This is a genomic window from Klebsiella sp. KE9456, assembly GCF_043832615.1.
In the GTDB taxonomy this organism is placed as follows: Bacteria; Pseudomonadota; Gammaproteobacteria; order Enterobacterales; family Enterobacteriaceae; genus Klebsiella; species Klebsiella indica.
Map to the genome: position 1 here is coordinate 1 of NZ_JBDYQK010000006.1, position 16,957 is coordinate 16,957.

Below are 16,957 nucleotides of genomic sequence, written 5' to 3' on the forward strand. Positions count from 1 at the left end.
CCCTCTGGCCGCCGTCCTGGCGGCCAGTCCTGGATGCGCGCCTGCGTTCTCGCCAGGTTTCCTTGATGCGCCCAACCCCCATGCGGTGAGTCCGTTATTCGTCAGGGGCTTTTCAGAGGCTGAAAATCATAAAAAAAGTTATATCCTTTATATTTCAGCCCGTAGTATCAGATCAGTAAGTGAATCAACCGAATCAGATTTTCGTTTAAACCACCGATAATGCGATTGCCACAGGCAAATAAAAAAAGACAACACCGATGATTTGCTTAAGTGAACGGCATTACTGTCTGCGTCCTGGTTGTACGCGCCGGATATGTGTATCGTTCCGGTATGACGCATCCTGGCGAGGCGAGGCCGTTCAAACGGATAGCCGTTTTGTAAGGTAACTTGAATTATTTTGCGTATTAGCCATCATGATCAAAAAATTGCTCGGTTTGCAGCAACAGGCGAGATTATTGCGTAAACTTTAGCAACTCGCTGTTTCTTTAAGGTCATTTGTACGCTGTACTCACCGATCGCAGCGGCGCGGAAGAGTGTGGCGGCATATTTTTGTTTGGAATGGATACTTGGGTGGCTCTTATGAAGCATGATGCATTTTCCCTTCGCGGCATGGTGACAGGCTGCGCGCTTTTATTTTTCGCTGCGCCTGCGCTACAGGCTGCTGAACAACTCCCTGATGCCCCATCAATTGATGCCCGCGCCTGGATCCTGATGGACTATGACAGCGGAAAAGTGCTCAGCGAAGGCAATGCCGATGAAAAACTGGACCCGGCAAGTCTGACTAAAATCATGACCAGCTACGTTGTCGGCCAGGCGTTAAAGGCGGGTAAGATTAAGTCTACCGATATGGTGACGATTGGACGCGATGCGTGGGCAACAGGAAATCCGGCGCTGCGCGGTTCTTCGGTGATGTTCCTCAAACCGGGCATGCAGGTGTCGGTGGACGATCTTAATAAGGGCGTGATCGTTCAGTCCGGTAATGACGCCTGTATCGCGATTGCTGATTATGTCGCGGGCAGCCAGGATGCGTTTATCAGCCTGATGAACGGCTATGCGAAGAAGCTGGGCCTGACTAACACCACGTTTATGACCGTACACGGCCTTGATGCGCCGGGGCAGTTCAGTACCGCCCGCGATATGGCGTTACTCACCAAAGCGATGATTCATGATGTTCCGGAAGAGTATGCTATTAACAAAGTGAAAGAGTTTACCTTCAATAAAATCCGTCAGCCGAACCGCAATCGTCTGCTGTGGAGTACTAACCTCAATGTCGATGGCGTGAAAACCGGGACAACGGCTGGCGCAGGTTATAACCTGGTCTCTTCGGCGACGCAAAACGGCATGCGCCTGATTGCCGTGGTACTGGGAACCAAAACTGACCGCATCCGTTTTAATGAATCGGAAAAGCTGTTGACCTGGGGCTTCCGGTTTTATGAGACCGTGACGCCGATTAAACCTGATGCGACCTTTATTACCCAGCGCGTCTGGTTCGGCGACAGCAATGAAGCGAAACTGGGGGCGGGCGACGCCGGTTCTATTACGTTGCCGAAAGGCCAGTTGAAAAACCTCAAGGCCAGCTACACGCTGAATGACGCGCAGCTGACAGCGCCGCTGGCTAAAGGGCAGGTTGTTGGCACGATTGACTTCAAACTCAATGATAAGACCATTGAGCAGCGGCCGCTGATTGTGATGGAAGCGGTAAAAGAAGGCGGTTTTTTCAGCCGGATGCTTGATTTCGTGCTGATGAAACTGCACGGCTGGTTTGGTGGCTGGTTCTCGTAACAGGCAGGCCGCGCCCTGCGGGGCGCGGTTAGCGATTAGTAAAGCAGGGAAATCTGTTTCTCTTTCGCCAGCGCGAGCAAATCGTCATTCGGGCAAACATCGCTGGCAATCACGTCAAACTGTGATAAATCCCCCATCCGCGCGGGCCGGACTTTAGCGAATTTACTGTGATCGACGACCAGCACGTGATAGCGGGCGTTTTTCATCGCCCAGTGTTTCACCGGCAGCTCTTCGAGGTTAAAGCAGGTTGCTCCCTGCTCGCAGTCGATACCGGCGGCGGAATAGAACGCGATATCCGGGCAAAGATGGCTTAGCGTATCCTGCAGGCTCAGTGGTTTAAAAATTGCGTTGCTGGCGTGAAATTCGCCGCCGCATAAAATTGCCCGACACTGGGGTTTTTCCTGCAAGGAAAGAAAGGTGTTGAGCGAATAGCATACCCCGGTAAAGGGCAGGGCGTTGTCAATGGCGTCAATTATCCACGGTGTGGTTGTCCCACAGTCGAAAAAAGCCATCTGATGGGCCTTAAGCAGCTTTGCCGCATGGCGGGCGGCGCGGCGTTTTTCATCCACCAGTCGCGTTTTCTGATCGCTCAGCAGGTAGTGCGTCGCGCTGCGCGGTTCCAGCACGATATAACCGCCGAGCAAAACTACCGGGCCATTGTGGCCGTTGAGATCGCGACGAATGGTCATTTCCGACACACCAAGCAGGGTTGCCGCCTCTTTCAGATGGAGTTTATCACTGCGCTTGAGTGCCTGAATAAGCTGACTGATACGTTCGTCACGACGAGTTTCCATATTCCCTCTACGCTGAAAGCGCCCTGCACAGACAGGGCGTCAGCGGCGATTTTACCTGCCGGAAAAGGGTTAGTCACGCGCAGGCGCTGGGTCCGTCCGTAAGTACCGCCTGGTCCGAAAGGCGCTTATCCGCGTACCCAGCCTTTACGAATCGGTAGCGAAAATAACAGGTGGTACAGCCGTTGCAGATGTGGGTAACACGTATTTCCCCCGCTTTGCCACAATAACTGGGCGCTCAGACAGGCACTCATCGCGGTAAGTAACCCGCCCAGCATATCCATCGGCCAGTGAACACCGAGATAAACTCTGGACCAGGCAATCGCGCAGGCCATGCCGATAAGCAATGCGCCTGACCACAGCCGATGCCAGAACATAAACGCCAGCGCGAAGGTAAAGCCGAGTGTACCGTGATTGCTTGGGAAGGAATTATTCGGCGAATGATGCAGGAAGTTATAGCCGATACCGGCGGCAAACGGACGCTGATGGGGAAAAAGAAGGCCAAATAGCCAGGAAAGCGTGAGGCTAACGGCCAGCGCCATTATCACCTTACATACCAACTGGCGCTGATTTGGCTCCCAGAACCATAAGCCGAATACCCATAATGGCATAATAATAATCAGGTCTTTGGCGATAAACGTCGCGGTTTCAATTGCCCACCAGGGGGAAGCAGGGGTTGCATTAAGTAAGGCAAACAGCGCGTAGTTAATATTTTCCAGCATACATCCAGGCTCTTTAATTCGTTAGCAACAAACCGCTCACCTTAAAAAACGGTATCGATAAGGTAAAGCAGTATTGTCTTAATTGTCAGACTGTTATGCATAAACCGGCCAGTAAGCTTCATCAACAGACCGAGGAAGGGAGTATATAGCGTGTCATTTAATTGCAACATAAACGAAATATACACAGCGGAATTTTTCTTTGCAGAGGACATCGTTATCCCGGAGGAAAAAGTTTTCATCGCTACTCACAATTCGCTATCTCCCGGGCACGACTTTCATTAAACTTTGCGCGGTTTTATTTAAATAAGAGATTTCATGCACAATTATTCGCTTGCGGGCAAACGCCTCGGACGTCAGGCGCTGCTCTTTCCGCTGTGCCTGGTGTTATATGAATTCTCCACTTATATCGGCAACGACATGATCCAGCCGGGAATGCTCTCGGTCGTGGACGCGTTTGGCGTTGGCAATGAGTGGGTGCCGACCTCAATGACTGCCTATCTGGCGGGCGGTATGTTCTTACAGTGGCTGCTGGGCCCGCTTTCGGATCGCATTGGCCGTCGTCCTGTGATGCTGACCGGCGTCGTATGGTTTATTGCGACCTGTCTGGCGACGCTGCTGGCACAAACGATTGAACAGTTCACGCTATTGCGCTTTTTGCAGGGCATCAGCCTCTGTTTCATCGGCGCGGTCGGCTATGCGGCAATTCAGGAGTCTTTTGAAGAGGCGGTTTGCATCAAGATCACCGCCCTGATGGCGAACGTCGCGCTGATTGCGCCGCTACTCGGACCGCTGGTAGGCGCCGCCTGGGTTCACTTTCTGCCGTGGGAAATGATGTTTGTCCTGTTCGCCGTGCTGGCGACGATCGCGTTCGTCGGGCTACAGCGCGCGATGCCGGAAACCGCCACACGGCAGGGCGAAAAGCTATCGGTAAAAGCGCTGGGGCGTGATTATCGCGACGTGCTGAAAAACCGACGCTTTGTCGCTGGCGCGCTGGCGACCGGTTTTGTCAGCCTGCCGCTGCTGGCATGGATCGCCCAATCGCCGGTGATTATTATCAGCGGTGAGCAGGCGACCAGCTACGAGTATGGCCTGTTGCAGGTGCCGATTTTCGGCGCGTTGATTGCCGGTAATCTGGTTCTAGCGCGCCAGACATCGCGCAAGACGGTGCGCTCGCTGATTATCCTCGGCGGCTGGCCGATTATCACCGGGCTGCTGATTTCGGCGGCGGCGACGGTGGTTTCGGCGCATGCTTATTTGTGGATGACCGCAGGGCTGAGCGTTTATGCCTTCGGTATTGGTCTGGCGAACGCCGGGCTGGTGCGCCTGACGCTCTTCGCCAGCGACATGAGCAAGGGGACGGTGTCGGCGGCAATGGGTATGCTGCAGATGCTGATTTTTACCGTAGGGATCGAAGTCAGCAAACACGCCTGGGAATTCGGCGGCAGCGGGCTATTCAGCCTGTTAAATCTGCTGAGCGGAGCGTTGTGGCTGGTGATGACGGCTTATTTCCTGAAGGATAAGCGTGCGGGCAATTCTCGCGAGCCGCAGTAATCCTCTTGTTGACCTGTTGCGATGTTGGCATCGCAACAGGCATTGTCCCCTCAGCGGCGGATTAACCATTTTCGATAACAGGTTCAGGCTGTGGCTTCGCCACCGCCCGGGCGACGATGGCCGCGATCAGCACTAATGCCAGCACCACCATCATGGCGCTGCGCAGGCCGAAGTGTTCGCCGAGGAAACCCAGCAGCGGCGGCCCGACAAGAAAGGCGAGATAGCCGGTAATCGCCACCACGCTGACGCGCTTCGGCGCATTGGGGCCGGTATCGCTGGCGGCGGAAATGGTCAACGGGAAACCCAGTGACGCGCCGAGACCCCAAAGCAATACGGAGAGACCGGCGATCCACGGACTATCGACAAAAATAATCAGGCCAATGCCCAGCGCGCCCATGATGGCGCTGGCGCGGACAACCGCGACCCGGCTGTAGCGGTCGATAAACCAGCCGCCGGTAAAACGGCCGATGGTCATCCCAAGGGTGAAACCCGCGTAAATGAGGGAGCCGGACGTTGGGCTGAAGCCGTGGCCGTCAACCATCAGCAGCGGTAGCCAGTCGTTGGCGGAACCTTCGGCAAACGCCATCGCCAGCACGATCACGCCAATCAACAGCAACTGGATATCGCGCCATATCGGCATGCCTTTGCCTTCATGATGTGCGGCTTCCGCGGCATTTTTGCCGGTACCATCAGGAATGGCGCGAATCGCGATAGCGACAGGGGCGATAGCCGCCAGCGCCGCCAGCAGAATATGCAGCGTGGCGGGCAGGCCGAAGCCCGTCACCGCCATACCTATTCCGGCGCCAATCAGCGTGCCAAAGCTATAGAACCCATGCATCATTGGCAGGACGGTTTTCTTCATTTCACGTTCAACGGCTGCGCCTTCGACGTTAATTGCCACCTCGACGGAACCAAAGCTGGCGCCAAAGATGGCTAAGCCAGCCGCAAACAGCACGGCTGAGTTGACCCATAGCGCGGCGCTGAGCACCAGCATTCCAGCCACTGCGCAGGACATCGTGGCGCGAATGACTTTACGGGTGCCAAATCGATTAACCAGCCACGCCGAGCAGAGAATGCCGCTCATGGAGCCTATTGACAGGCCAAAGAGAACAATGCCCATCTCTGCTGTGGAGAGCGCAAGCCGATCGCGAATTGCCGGCGTGCGGGTTGCCCATGAGGCCATCAACAATCCGGGAATAAAAAAGAAGGTGAATAGCGCCCACAGCCTTAGCTGGAGGGCTCTACGGGAGGTTTGCGCTGTCATCCGTAAATGCCTGTGAGTAAAGAGATGGCGACAACAGTAGCAAATTTGTGTACATTTGTACATAAATCTGATTTACCGCTGACCGTCTTTCCGTGACCGTAGCGTGTTGATTTACCCTGAGGAATTTTTTAAACGCGCCGCGTGACTGAGCGTTTATTTGCATGAAAGAGGAAAATTGATGGCCCGTCGACCGAACGATCCGCAGCGCCGGGAGCGCATATTACAGGCGACGCTGGACACTATCGCTATCCACGGCATCCATGCGGTAACCCACCGGAAAATCGCCACATGCGCCGGTGTGCCCTTGGGCTCGCTGACGTACTATTTCAGCGGTATTGAGGCACTGGTCGAAGAAGCGTTCCGTCTGTTTACTGACCAGATGATGGCGCAGTATCAGCAGTTTTTTGCCGCTGTCAGTACCCGCGAGCAGGCATGTGACGCTATTGCCGGGATGATTTTCAGCGCTCAGGTCACCACTGCGCGCAATATGAAATTGATGTACCAGCTTTATGCATTTTGCAGCAGCCAGCCAACGTTAAAAGCGGTGATGCAGAACTGGATGCTACGGAGTCAGAAAACCCTGGAGCAGTGGTTTGAACCGGCAACGGCCCGCGGGCTGGATGCCTTTATCGAGGGGATGACGCTGCACTTTGTGACCGACAGCGCGCCGCTCTCAAAAGAGGCGATTCGCCTGATGGTGGGCAGACTGGCGGGGGAGTGAGCGGGGCGCAGACAACAAAAAACCCATCAACCTTGAACCAAATTGGCGGGGTTGATGGGCTCCACAAAATGGGGACATCAAAGAAAAGCAGTGGCACTACTTATGACTGATGCCGTGAAAAAAAGTTCTGCGTATGTGCGTTTTTTTTCTGAAAAATTTACCGCAACCCAGGCCAGATGATGACAATCAGCGTACCCGCCAGGGTTAGCAGCACGTTAGCGATGGCATAGGTTCCGGCGTATCCCAGCGCGGGAATGTTGCTGCGTGCGGTATCGCTGATGATTTCCATCGCCGGAGCGCAGGTACGGGCGCCCATCATTGCGCCGAAGAGCATCGCACGGTTCATTCGCAAAATATACGCGCCGAACAGGAAGCAGATCACGACCGGCACCAGACTGACGATAAGCCCGGCTGCCAGCATCTGGCCGCCGACGGCGCCAAGACCGTTGTTAATCCCCGCACCGGCGCTGAGGCCGACCCCGGCCATAAACACCATTAGCCCGAACTCTTTCACCATATTCAGCGCGCCCTGAGGGATATAGCCGAACGTCGGGTGGTTAGCACGCAGGAAGCCGAGCATAATCCCGGCAAACAGCAGACCGGCAGCATTCCCGATACCGAAGCTAAATGAGCTGAACTGGAAGGTGATCATGCCGATCATCAGGCCAACGATAAAGAAAGCGCAGAAGGCGAGCAGGTCGGTCACCTGGCTGTGAATGGAGATAAAGCCGATACGGTCCGCCACGGTTTTAACGCGACGGGCATCGCCGCTGACCTGTAAAACATCGCCCTTATTGAGCACCACGTTATCGTCAATCGGCATTTCGATCTGGCTGCGAATAACCCGGTTTAAGAAGCAACCGTGATCGGTAAGTTTCAGTTGTGCCAGCCGACGACCGACGGCGTTGTGGTTTTTTACCACGATCTCTTCGGTGACGATACGCATATCCAGCAGGTCGCGGTCGAAGACCTCTTTGCCGTTACGAAAGCTGGGATCGAGACGGGCATGGGCGTCCGGATAGCCCACCAGCGCAATATCATCGCCCATTTGCAGCACCGCATCGCCGTCCGGGTTGGCCAGAATGCCGTTACGGCGAATACGCTCGATATAGCAGCCGGTCTGGCGGTAAATACCCAGTTCGCGCAGATTTTTACCATCAGCCCATGCCACCAGTTCCGGGCCGACGCGATAGGCGCGGATCACCGGCAGATAGACCTTGCGCCGGGAGTCGGTATCAAGACCACGCTCACGGGCGATTTGCTGGGCGCTGGTTTGCAAATCCTGATGCTGCAATTTCGGCATATAGCGCGCGCCAACGATCAGGCTCACCAGGCCGATCAGATAGGTCAGGGCATAGCCGAGGCTGAGATGATCGAGCGAGACGGCAAGCTGGTCGCGGGCCATGCCGAAGTGGCGTAGCGTATCCCCGGCGCCAACCAGCACCGGCGTTGAGGTCATGGCGCCGGCCAGCATGCCGGCCGTCAGACCGATATCCCAGCCAAATAACTTGCCCAGCCCCATGGCGATCAGCATGGCGCTGCCCACCATGACCAGCGCGAGCATCAGGTAATTTTTGCCATCGCGAAAAAAAATAGAAAAAAAGTTGGGGCCTGCTTCGACGCCAACACAAAAAATAAACAGCATAAAGCCGAGATTCAGGGCATCAGTGTTAATTGTGAAATGCTGCTGGCCTAATAATAGGGAAACGACTAAAACGCCAATAGAATTACCAAGTTGTACCGGCCCGAGACGCAGTTTCCCGAGGCAGAGACCTAATGCAAGCACAACGAACAGTAACAGGATGTAATTCCCGTTTAACAAATCTGCGACGTTTATATTCACGAAAGCCAACTTCTCATTTACTAGTAAGCTATTGAAGAAAATGGTTATTTTATCTAAGGTTGATCCAGTGTTCTTGTTGTCCTGAACGCTATTCTGGCATCCCAATTATAACCAGTAAAATATAGCCGCTAGTTTAATCTTTCCTGGGGACTGCGGCTAGTCACAATCGTTTTTGCATCTACAGGATCTTATATTGGCAGGAATTGCCAGAATCTTTATCTGACTGGACGAAGTGGACGTTAGCTAGAGGTAAAATCAGGAGGATGTGGTGAAAGCTGAGCGTGCCTGGGCGGGTATTATCTGCGGGTTCTTTCTATTTATCGTGGTCTGTTTGTCATTGCTGTTTTATATGAAAGGCGCTTTTCCGACGACCGGGAATCCGGAGTTCGGGCTGCTGTTTTTTTTACTGCCCGGCGCGGTGGCAAGCGGCCTCTCTCCAGGGCAGCGGGTACTTTACCCGCTGCTCGGGGCGATACTGGCTGTTCCTGTCTGTCTGACGGTAATGCGGCTTTTCTTTGTAACTCAGCGCTCTGTCTGGCAGGAACTGGCGTGGCTGTTCAGCGCGGTATTCTGGTGTGCGCTGGGCGCCCTCTGTTTCTTGTTTATTTGCGCCTGGCTGAGTACCAGACGCAGGCACTCGTCAGAAGAGTGAGTCTCAGGCAAACAGGCCGAGATTCTCCTTCGCCCAGGCTTCAAAATCGGTGCAGCCGCCGATGTGTTTCTGGTCGACAAAAATCTGCGGTACCGTTTCAACCGGTTTTCCCACGGTTTTTTCCAGATCGGCTTTGCTGATGCCTTCGGCGTGAATATCAATGTAACGATAGTTAAAATCATCGCGCTCATTGCTCAGTTTTTCTGCCAGCTCTTTGGCGCGAACGCAATACGGGCAACCGGGACGGCCAAAAATGACGGTAAACATAGTCTCTCTCCTTTATTCTCTGCCTGATGGCGAATGGCGCGTATCATGCCGTGTTATGCCGGTGAGGGAAAGAAGGTTCTGCCTTTTGCTTTGATGGCTTATGCTTATGTTTGATAAATATTTTGCTGATGAAACCGCTATACTGGCCCGACAGGCGCGCTGTATTCGCGTGATAATGCGAACTATCTGGATCGGAGGAGCATGATGCGATCGCCCGCACTATTGCCAAAACGTGTTCTGGTCATTGAGATTATCGGCGTAGCGCTATTGACCCTGGCCTGGCTTTCGCTTAATCAATACGTCAGCCTGCCAGCGCCGCTCGCCAGTCCAACGGCGGCGCTGTTGATGATTTTTGCCGGGGTTTTGCTGATGCTTCCGGCTGCCGTGGCGCTAACGTGGCGGCTGGCGAAAATTATCGCTCCGCAGTTGACGCAAACGAAAAATACACCTTCATCATTGCCTGACAGAGAAAAACGAGATGACGCCAACCATTGAGCTGCTATGTAGCCACCGTTCCATTCGCCATTTTACCGACGCGCCGATCAGCGACGAACAACGCGCGGCGATTATTGCCAGCGCGCAGAGCGCATCCAGTTCCAGTTTTTTACAATGTACCTCAATTATTCGCATCACCGATCCTGAGATGCGCCAACAACTGGTGCCGATGAGCGGTGGCCAGCAGCACGTGGCGCAGGCCGCGGAATTTTGGGTCTTTTGCGCTGATTTTAATCGCCATCTGCAAATCTGTCCGGATGCCCAACTGGGGCGGGCGGAACAACTGCTACTGGGGTGCGTCGATACGGCGATGCTGGCGCAGAATGCGCTGGTGGCCGCGGAATCCCTGGGGTTAGGCGGGGTCTATATCGGCGGATTGCGTAACAATATCGACGCGGTGAGCCAACTGCTGGCGCTTCCGCTGCATGTGCTGCCGTTGTTTGGTCTGTGCCTTGGCTGGCCCGCCGATAATCCGGATGTGAAACCGCGTATGCCGCCGACGATGCTGGTACATGAAAATCACTATCAGCCGCTGGACGAGAGCGCTCTCGCGGAATATGACGAGCAGATGGCGCAATATTATCTTTCACGCGGAAGCAATACGCGTCGCGATACCTGGAGCGAGCATATCCGCCGGACTATCGTGAAAGAGAGCCGTCCGTTTATTCTGCAATATCTGCATAAGCAGGGATGGGCGACGCGTTGATTACGTGTAAACTGCGTCCCGTCTGACACAAGGAAATAGCGCCAGGTCAGCGCTAATTGATAATGTTGTTTGCTACCAGGGCCCGCCAGCGCGGGTCTTTTTGCAGAGGTGCAGGGTGAAAATAGCCATATTATCCCGGGACGGGACGCTTTATTCATGTCGTCGCCTGCGCGAAGCCGCGCAAAAACGTGGTCACAAAGTGGAAATCCTCGATCCACTTTCCTGCTATATGAACGTCAGTCCGGTAGCGTCATCAATTCACTACAAAGGACGCCAGCTCCCGCATTTTGATGCGGTTATCCCGCGTATCGGTTCGGCGATCACTTATTACGGCACTGCCGCGCTGCGCCAGTTTGAGCTGCTGGGCAGTTATCCGTTAAATGAATCGGTCGCCATTACTCGTGCGCGGGATAAGCTGCGTTCGCTCCAGCTGCTGGCGCGTCAGGGGATTGACCTGCCGCTTACCGGAATTGCCCATTCGCCGGACGATACCAGCGATCTGATCGCGATGGTGGGCGGCGCGCCGCTGGTGGTTAAGCTCGTGGAAGGGACGCAGGGGATCGGCGTGGTGCTGGCCGAAACGCGTCAGGCGGCAGAGAGCGTCATTGATGCTTTTCGCGGCCTGAACGCACATATTCTGGTGCAGGAGTATATCGCTGAGGCGAAAGGCCGGGATGTGCGCTGTCTGGTGGTGGGGAATGATGTGGTGGCGGCGATTGAGCGGCGGGCGAAGGAGGGGGATTTTCGCTCCAATCTGCATCGCGGCGGTCAGGCCACGGTGGCGAGCATTAGCGAACAGGAGCGCGAGATGGCCATTAAAGCGACGCAAACATTGGGTCTGGATGTTGCGGGCGTCGATATTCTGCGCGCGACGCGCGGCCCGCTGGTGATGGAGGTTAATGCCTCTCCTGGTCTGGAGGGGGTGGAAACCACCACGGGAGTGGATATCGCGGGGAAAATGATCGCCTGGATCGAACGTCAGGCCAGGCCCGGATTTTGTCTTAAAATGGGGGGATAATCCCCTTTCTCGACGCTGTCGTGGTATATGGCGCATTTTTTGCGTAAGCTATGGCGTCGCATTTTCAACTGTAAGAGGTCACAGGTCATATGGATTCACTGGTCGTTCCGGGTCTTGATACGTTACGTCAATGGCTCGACGAATTGGGCATCAGCTTTTTTGAGTGTGATTCCTGCCAGGCATTGCACCTGCCGCATATGCAAAATTTCGAAGGCATTTTTGATGCCAAACTTGACCTGGTTGACAATGTGGTACTGTTTTCTGCGCTGGCTGAGGTTAAACCCTCCGCGCTACTGCCGCTCTCTGCCGATCTTTCAGCGATTAACGCCAGCTCGTTAACCGTGAAAGCTTTCCTCGATATTCAGGATGATAATCTGCCTAAACTGGTTGTGTGCCAGGCGTTGAGCGTCGGTGTTGGCGTCACGCTCAATCAGTTTGCCTGGTTTTTCCGCCAGAGTGAGGAGCAAATTTCGATGGTTATTCTCGAAGCCAGCGCGAATCAGATGCTGTATAAGAGTGAGGAAGACGAACCGGTGACTGAAAATATTCAGTACCATTTTCTTCACTAAGCCCCGGGAAATAGAGCGCAGCCGCTGCCATAGCCGCTGCGTATTAGCCATTTTTATTCTGCCAATTCCCTTTCTTTAAAGCATTTTTCACCGCCATCTTGCCAGTTTCGGTTTATCACGTAGACCGTTATGGCATAAAAAATTGATAAAAGGCGTTTTTTTACCTGGGCTATAGCCTCTTATTCTGGCTACAGTTATTCTGACGCTGCTTCCCGTTGCGGGCAACCATCCCGGGAGAGAACCTCTCTCCTTTTTCTTAGGCAATAAAAACATGCATGATTATTGCATGTGCACACGTGCGTATATTAAGTCCGTTGGCTAACGGGCATTGAGAAGGAATAATAAATATGACCGCCTTTGGTAAAAAATGGTTAACAGGCCTGGTGACGGGCGCGCTGATGGCCGTCTCGGCCGGTTCGCTCGCAGCGGAACAAAAAACACTGCATGTTTATAACTGGTCTGATTATATTGCGCCGGATACGGTGGCAAATTTTGAAAAAGAGACCGGTATTAAAGTGGTGTATGACGTTTTTGACTCCAATGAAGTGCTGGAGGGCAAATTAATGGCGGGCAGCACCGGTTTTGACCTGGTGGTACCGTCGGCGAGTTTCCTTGAGCGTCAACTGGCGGCAGGCGTTTTTCAGCCTCTGGACAAAAGTAAACTCCCCAACTGGAAGAACCTCGATCCTGATGTGCTGAAGCTGGTGGCCAAGCATGATCCGGGTAACAAATACGCAATGCCGTACCTGTGGGCGACCACCGGGATTGGCTACAACATCGATAAAGTTAAAGCCGTACTGGGCAAAGATGCGCCTCTGGACAGCTGGGATCTGGTGCTGAAACCGGAAAATCTGGAAAAACTGAAAAGCTGCGGCGTTTCGTTCCTTGATGCACCGGAAGAGATTTTCGCCACCGTGCTGAACTACCTCGGTAAAGATCCTAACAGCAGTAAAGCCAGCGACTACACAGGCCCGGCGACTGACCTGTTGCTGAAGCTGCGTCCGAATATCCGCTATTTCCACTCCTCACAGTACATTAACGACCTGGCCAACGGCGACATCTGCGTTGCTATCGGCTGGGCGGGCGATGTGTGGCAGGCGGCGAACCGGGCGAAAGAAGCGAAGAACGGGGTCAACGTCACCTACTTTATTCCGAAAGAGGGGGCGCTGGCGTTCTTTGATGTTTTCGCGATGCCTGCGGATGCAAAAAATAAAGATGAGGCTTATCAGTTCCTCAATTATCTGATGCGCCCGGATGTTATCGCTCATATCAGCGATCACGTCTATTATGCCAACGGTAACAAGGCCTCGCTTCCGCTGGTCAGTAAAGAGATTCGCGACAATCCGGCAATTTATCCACCGGCGGACGTCTTCGCTAAGCTGTTTACGCTAAAAGTTCAGGATCCGAAAATCGACCGGGTGCGTACTCGCGCCTGGACGAAAGTAAAAAGCGGAAAATAAGACCGGAGGGCCCGGTTCGCCGGGCCTAAAAGGATCAACTCAGCGGGAACATTACCGTGCACCCGACGAGTGCGCGCCCCTAAATGGTGCAACTGCACTAACAAGCAACAAGCACTTTGTATGGCAACCGGGCCATGCCATGGTTTTGATTTTTGCCGGAGAGCACTCACGTGAATGACGCAATCCCTCGCCCGCAGGCGAAGGCCCCTAAAGCGCTGACCCCGCTACTGGAAATCCGTAATTTAACCAAGTCTTTCGATGGGCAGCATGCCGTCGATGATGTCAGTCTTACCATTTATAAAGGCGAAATTTTTGCCCTGCTGGGCGCGTCCGGCTGCGGTAAATCAACCCTGCTGCGCATGCTGGCGGGATTTGAGCAGCCGACTGCCGGGCAGATTGTGCTGGATGGCGTGGATCTGGCACGGGTGCCGCCATATCAGCGTCCCATCAACATGATGTTTCAATCCTACGCGCTGTTTCCTCATATGACGGTAGAGCAAAATATCGCTTTTGGGCTTAAACAGGACAGGCTGCCGAAAGCCGAAATCACCAGCAGAGTGCAGGAGATGCTGGCGCTGGTGCATATGCAGGAGTTCGCGAAGCGTAAGCCGCATCAGCTCTCCGGCGGCCAGCGTCAACGGGTGGCGCTGGCCCGCAGCCTGGCGAAAAGGCCGAAGCTGCTGTTACTTGATGAGCCGATGGGGGCGCTGGATAAAAAGCTGCGCGATCGGATGCAACTGGAAGTGGTCGATATTCTTGAGCGTGTCGGCGTGACCTGCGTGATGGTTACCCACGATCAGGAGGAGGCGATGACGATGGCAGGGCGTATTGCCATTATGAATCGCGGCAAGTTTGTGCAAATCGGCGAGCCGGAGGAGATTTATGAGCACCCGACTACCCGCTACAGCGCGGAGTTTATCGGTTCGGTCAACGTCTTTGAAGGTCTGGTGAAAGAACGTCAGGACGATGGTCTGGTGCTGGATTCGCCGGGGCTGACGCATCCGTTGAAGGTGGATCCGGACGCTGCCGTGGTCGATAACGTACCGGTGTGGGTCGCCCTGCGTCCGGAGAAAATCATGCTCTGTGAAGCGCCGCCCGCCGATGGCTACAACTTTGCGCTGGGCGAGGTTATCCATATTGCCTATCTTGGCGACCTGTCTATCTATCATGTTCGCCTGAAAAGCGGGCAGATGATCAGCGCGCAGTTGCAGAATGAACATCGTTATCGTAAAGGGGCGCCGACCTGGGGGGATGAGGTCCGCTTGTGCTGGGATGCGGATAGCTGCGTCGTGCTGACGGTGTAAGGAGAGGGTGATGAGTACATTAGAACCCCCGTCAGGTGTGAAAAAACCGGGCGGTTTCGCGCTGTGGCTGGCGCGTCTGCAGATGGCCCATGGGCGCAAGCTGGTTATCGCGCTTCCCTACGTGTGGTTGATTCTGCTGTTCCTGCTGCCGTTCCTGATTGTTTTTAAAATCAGCCTCGCGGAGATGGCGCGGGCGATCCCACCGTATACCGATCTGCTGGAGTGGGCGGATGGTCAACTGACGCTGACGCTAAATCTCGGTAATTTCCTGCAGCTCACCGACGATCCGCTCTATTTTGAAGCGTATCTGCAGTCGCTGCAGGTGGCGGGGATCTCGACGTTCTGCTGTTTACTGCTGGGCTACCCGCTGGCATGGGCGGTGGCGCACAGTAAGCCGTCAACGCGCAATATCCTGCTGCTGCTGGTTATCCTGCCATCGTGGACGTCGTTTCTGATCCGCGTGTATGCCTGGATGGGGTTACTGAAAAGTAACGGTGTGCTGAATAATTTCCTCCTGTGGCTGGGGGTTATCGATCAGCCGCTGGAGATCCTGCATACCAATCTGGCGGTCTATATCGGGATTGTGTACGCCTATCTGCCGTTTATGGTGCTGCCAATTTATACCGCGCTCAGCCGTATCGATTACTCCCTGGTCGAGGCGTCTCTCGATCTGGGGGCCCGGCCGCTGAAAACCTTCTTCCAGGTGATTGTGCCGCTGACCAAAGGCGGCATTATCGCCGGGTCGATGCTGGTATTTATTCCGGCGGTCGGGGAGTTTGTTATCCCGGAACTGTTGGGTGGGCCGGACAGCATTATGATTGGCCGCGTGCTGTGGCAGGAGTTCTTTAACAACCGCGACTGGCCGGTAGCGTCTGCGGTGGCGATAGTGATGCTATTGCTGCTGATCGTACCGATCATGTGGTTCCACAAACATCAGCAAAAGCAGATGGGAGAACATGGATGAATCATTTGCCGGTAGTGCGTTCGCCGTGGCGAATTTTAATTCTGGTGCTTGGTTTTACCTTTCTGTATGCGCCGATGCTGATGCTGGTCATTTACTCATTTAACAGTTCAAAGCTGGTGACGGTATGGGCCGGGTGGTCGACGCGCTGGTATTACGAACTGTTCCATGATGACGCGATGATCAGCGCGGTTGGTTTAAGCCTGACGATTGCCGCGTGCGCCGCCACCGCGGCGGTGATCCTCGGTACCATTGCCGCCGTGATGATGGTGCGTTTTGGCCGCTTCCGGGGTTCCAACGGCTTTGCTTTTATGATCACCGCGCCGCTGGTGATGCCCGATGTGATCACCGGCCTGTCGTTGCTGCTGCTGTTTGTTTCACTGGGGCACGCCATCGGCTGGCCCTCTGAACGCGGAATGCTCACCATCTGGCTGGCGCATGTCACCTTCTGCACCGCTTACGTCGCGGTGGTGATTTCATCGCGTCTGCGCGAACTGGATCGTTCTATTGAAGAGGCTGCGATGGATCTGGGCGCCGCGCCCCTGAAGGTTTTTTTCGTTATTACGCTGCCGATGATTATGCCAGCGGTGATTTCCGGCTGGCTGCTGGCGTTTACCTTGTCGCTGGACGACCTGGTGATTGCCAGCTTTGTTTCCGGGCCGGGGGCGACAACCTTGCCGATGCTGGTTTTTTCCAGCGTACGTATGGGGGTCAATCCGGAGATTAACGCCCTGGCGACCATCATCCTTGGTGTCGTCGGTGTTGTTGGTTTTATCGCCTGGTATGTGATGGCCCGCGCGGAAAAACAGCGGGTGCGCGATATCCAGCGTGCAAGACGCGGCTGAACCGCC

18 protein-coding genes are annotated in these 16,957 nt (G+C 54.5%); 13 read left to right on the forward strand and 5 right to left on the reverse strand.

Annotated features, from left to right (window positions below):
* Positions 1-220, forward strand: a 220-nt coding sequence (locus tag ABK821_RS07520) for a hypothetical protein (RefSeq protein ID WP_395033904.1), incomplete at its 5' end; no start/stop codon positions are given.
* 359 nt (positions 221-579) lie between these two features.
* Positions 580-1,782, forward strand: coding sequence for a serine-type D-Ala-D-Ala carboxypeptidase (gene dacC / locus ABK821_RS07525; RefSeq protein WP_138360404.1), 1,203 nt, complete (start codon positions 580-582; stop codon positions 1,780-1,782).
* 35 nt (positions 1,783-1,817) lie between these two features.
* Here dacC and deoR read toward each other — a convergent pair whose 3' ends face one another.
* Both deoR and ybjG read right to left on the reverse strand, forming a co-directional pair.
* Complete coding sequence (gene deoR / locus ABK821_RS07530) at positions 1,818-2,576, reverse strand: DNA-binding transcriptional repressor DeoR (protein ID WP_138360405.1); 759 nt, start codon at positions 2,574-2,576, stop codon at positions 1,818-1,820.
* Positions 2,577-2,701: 125 nt separating this feature from the next.
* Positions 2,702-3,295 carry an undecaprenyl-diphosphate phosphatase gene (ybjG, locus tag ABK821_RS07535; protein ID WP_138360406.1) on the reverse strand — a complete coding sequence of 198 codons (594 nt, stop codon included), beginning with the start codon at positions 3,293-3,295 and terminating at the stop codon, positions 2,702-2,704.
* 315 nt (positions 3,296-3,610) lie between these two features.
* On the opposite strand from ybjG, the gene ABK821_RS07540 reads away from it, so the two are divergent.
* Positions 3,611-4,846 carry an MFS transporter gene (locus ABK821_RS07540; protein ID WP_142501594.1) on the forward strand — a complete coding sequence of 412 codons (1,236 nt, stop codon included), beginning with the start codon at positions 3,611-3,613 and terminating at the stop codon, positions 4,844-4,846.
* A 61-nt stretch (positions 4,847-4,907) separates the two neighbouring features.
* Here the strand turns inward: ABK821_RS07540 and ABK821_RS07545 are convergent, their stop codons facing one another.
* Positions 4,908-6,110: an MFS transporter gene (locus ABK821_RS07545; protein ID WP_138360408.1), complete on the reverse strand. Its 1,203-nt coding sequence runs from the start codon at positions 6,108-6,110 to the stop codon at positions 4,908-4,910.
* A gap of 178 nt (positions 6,111-6,288) precedes the next feature.
* Between ABK821_RS07545 and ABK821_RS07550 the strand changes: the two genes are divergently transcribed.
* Positions 6,289-6,831: a TetR/AcrR family transcriptional regulator gene (locus tag ABK821_RS07550; protein ID WP_142501593.1), complete on the forward strand. Its 543-nt coding sequence runs from the start codon at positions 6,289-6,291 to the stop codon at positions 6,829-6,831.
* A gap of 157 nt (positions 6,832-6,988) precedes the next feature.
* On the opposite strand, the gene ABK821_RS07555 is transcribed toward ABK821_RS07550, so the two are convergent.
* Positions 6,989-8,674 (reverse strand): aspartate:alanine antiporter, encoded by a 1,686-nt coding sequence (locus ABK821_RS07555; protein WP_138360410.1) that lies wholly within the window; start codon positions 8,672-8,674, stop codon positions 6,989-6,991.
* Between the two features lie 268 nt (positions 8,675-8,942).
* Between ABK821_RS07555 and ABK821_RS07560 the strand changes: the two genes are divergently transcribed.
* Positions 8,943-9,326, forward strand: a complete 384-nt coding sequence (locus ABK821_RS07560) for an inner membrane protein YbjM (RefSeq protein WP_138360411.1) — start codon at positions 8,943-8,945, stop codon at positions 9,324-9,326.
* A gap of 3 nt (positions 9,327-9,329) precedes the next feature.
* Here the strand turns inward: ABK821_RS07560 and ABK821_RS07565 are convergent, their stop codons facing one another.
* Positions 9,330-9,593, reverse strand: coding sequence for a GrxA family glutaredoxin (locus tag ABK821_RS07565; RefSeq protein ID WP_004100567.1), 264 nt, complete (start codon positions 9,591-9,593; stop codon positions 9,330-9,332).
* A gap of 204 nt (positions 9,594-9,797) precedes the next feature.
* On the opposite strand from ABK821_RS07565, the gene ABK821_RS07570 reads away from it, so the two are divergent.
* The 8 genes from ABK821_RS07570 to potI all read left to right on the forward strand — a co-directional run bounded on the left by ABK821_RS07570 (position 9,798) and on the right by potI (position 16,951).
* On the forward strand, positions 9,798-10,088 hold the full coding sequence (locus ABK821_RS07570) for a YbjC family protein (RefSeq protein WP_138360530.1): 291 nt from the start codon (positions 9,798-9,800) through the stop codon (positions 10,086-10,088).
* The gene (gene nfsA, locus ABK821_RS07575; RefSeq protein ID WP_138360412.1) at positions 10,072-10,794 is read left to right on the forward strand and encodes a nitroreductase NfsA; all 723 of its coding nucleotides are present in this window, start codon (positions 10,072-10,074) and stop codon (positions 10,792-10,794) included. The genes ABK821_RS07570 and nfsA overlap by 17 nt, the downstream gene beginning before the upstream one ends.
* A gap of 115 nt (positions 10,795-10,909) precedes the next feature.
* Entirely contained in the window at positions 10,910-11,812 is a 903-nt protein-coding gene (rimK, locus tag ABK821_RS07580; protein ID WP_138360413.1) for a 30S ribosomal protein S6--L-glutamate ligase, read from the forward strand.
* An 89-nt stretch (positions 11,813-11,901) separates the two neighbouring features.
* Positions 11,902-12,381, forward strand: coding sequence for a YbjN domain-containing protein (locus tag ABK821_RS07585; protein ID WP_138360414.1), 480 nt, complete (start codon positions 11,902-11,904; stop codon positions 12,379-12,381).
* A 347-nt stretch (positions 12,382-12,728) separates the two neighbouring features.
* Positions 12,729-13,841: a spermidine/putrescine ABC transporter substrate-binding protein PotF gene (gene potF / locus ABK821_RS07590; protein WP_138360415.1), complete on the forward strand. Its 1,113-nt coding sequence runs from the start codon at positions 12,729-12,731 to the stop codon at positions 13,839-13,841.
* A gap of 170 nt (positions 13,842-14,011) precedes the next feature.
* Positions 14,012-15,145 carry a putrescine ABC transporter ATP-binding subunit PotG gene (gene potG / locus ABK821_RS07595; protein WP_138360416.1) on the forward strand — a complete coding sequence of 378 codons (1,134 nt, stop codon included), beginning with the start codon at positions 14,012-14,014 and terminating at the stop codon, positions 15,143-15,145.
* Positions 15,146-15,155: 10 nt separating this feature from the next.
* Positions 15,156-16,109 (forward strand): putrescine ABC transporter permease PotH, encoded by a 954-nt coding sequence (gene potH, locus ABK821_RS07600; protein WP_138360417.1) that lies wholly within the window; start codon positions 15,156-15,158, stop codon positions 16,107-16,109.
* Entirely contained in the window at positions 16,106-16,951 is an 846-nt protein-coding gene (potI, locus tag ABK821_RS07605) for a putrescine ABC transporter permease PotI (RefSeq protein WP_138360418.1), read from the forward strand. Before potH ends, potI begins: the two co-directional genes overlap by 4 nt.
* The last annotated feature ends 6 nt before the right edge of the window (positions 16,952-16,957 follow it).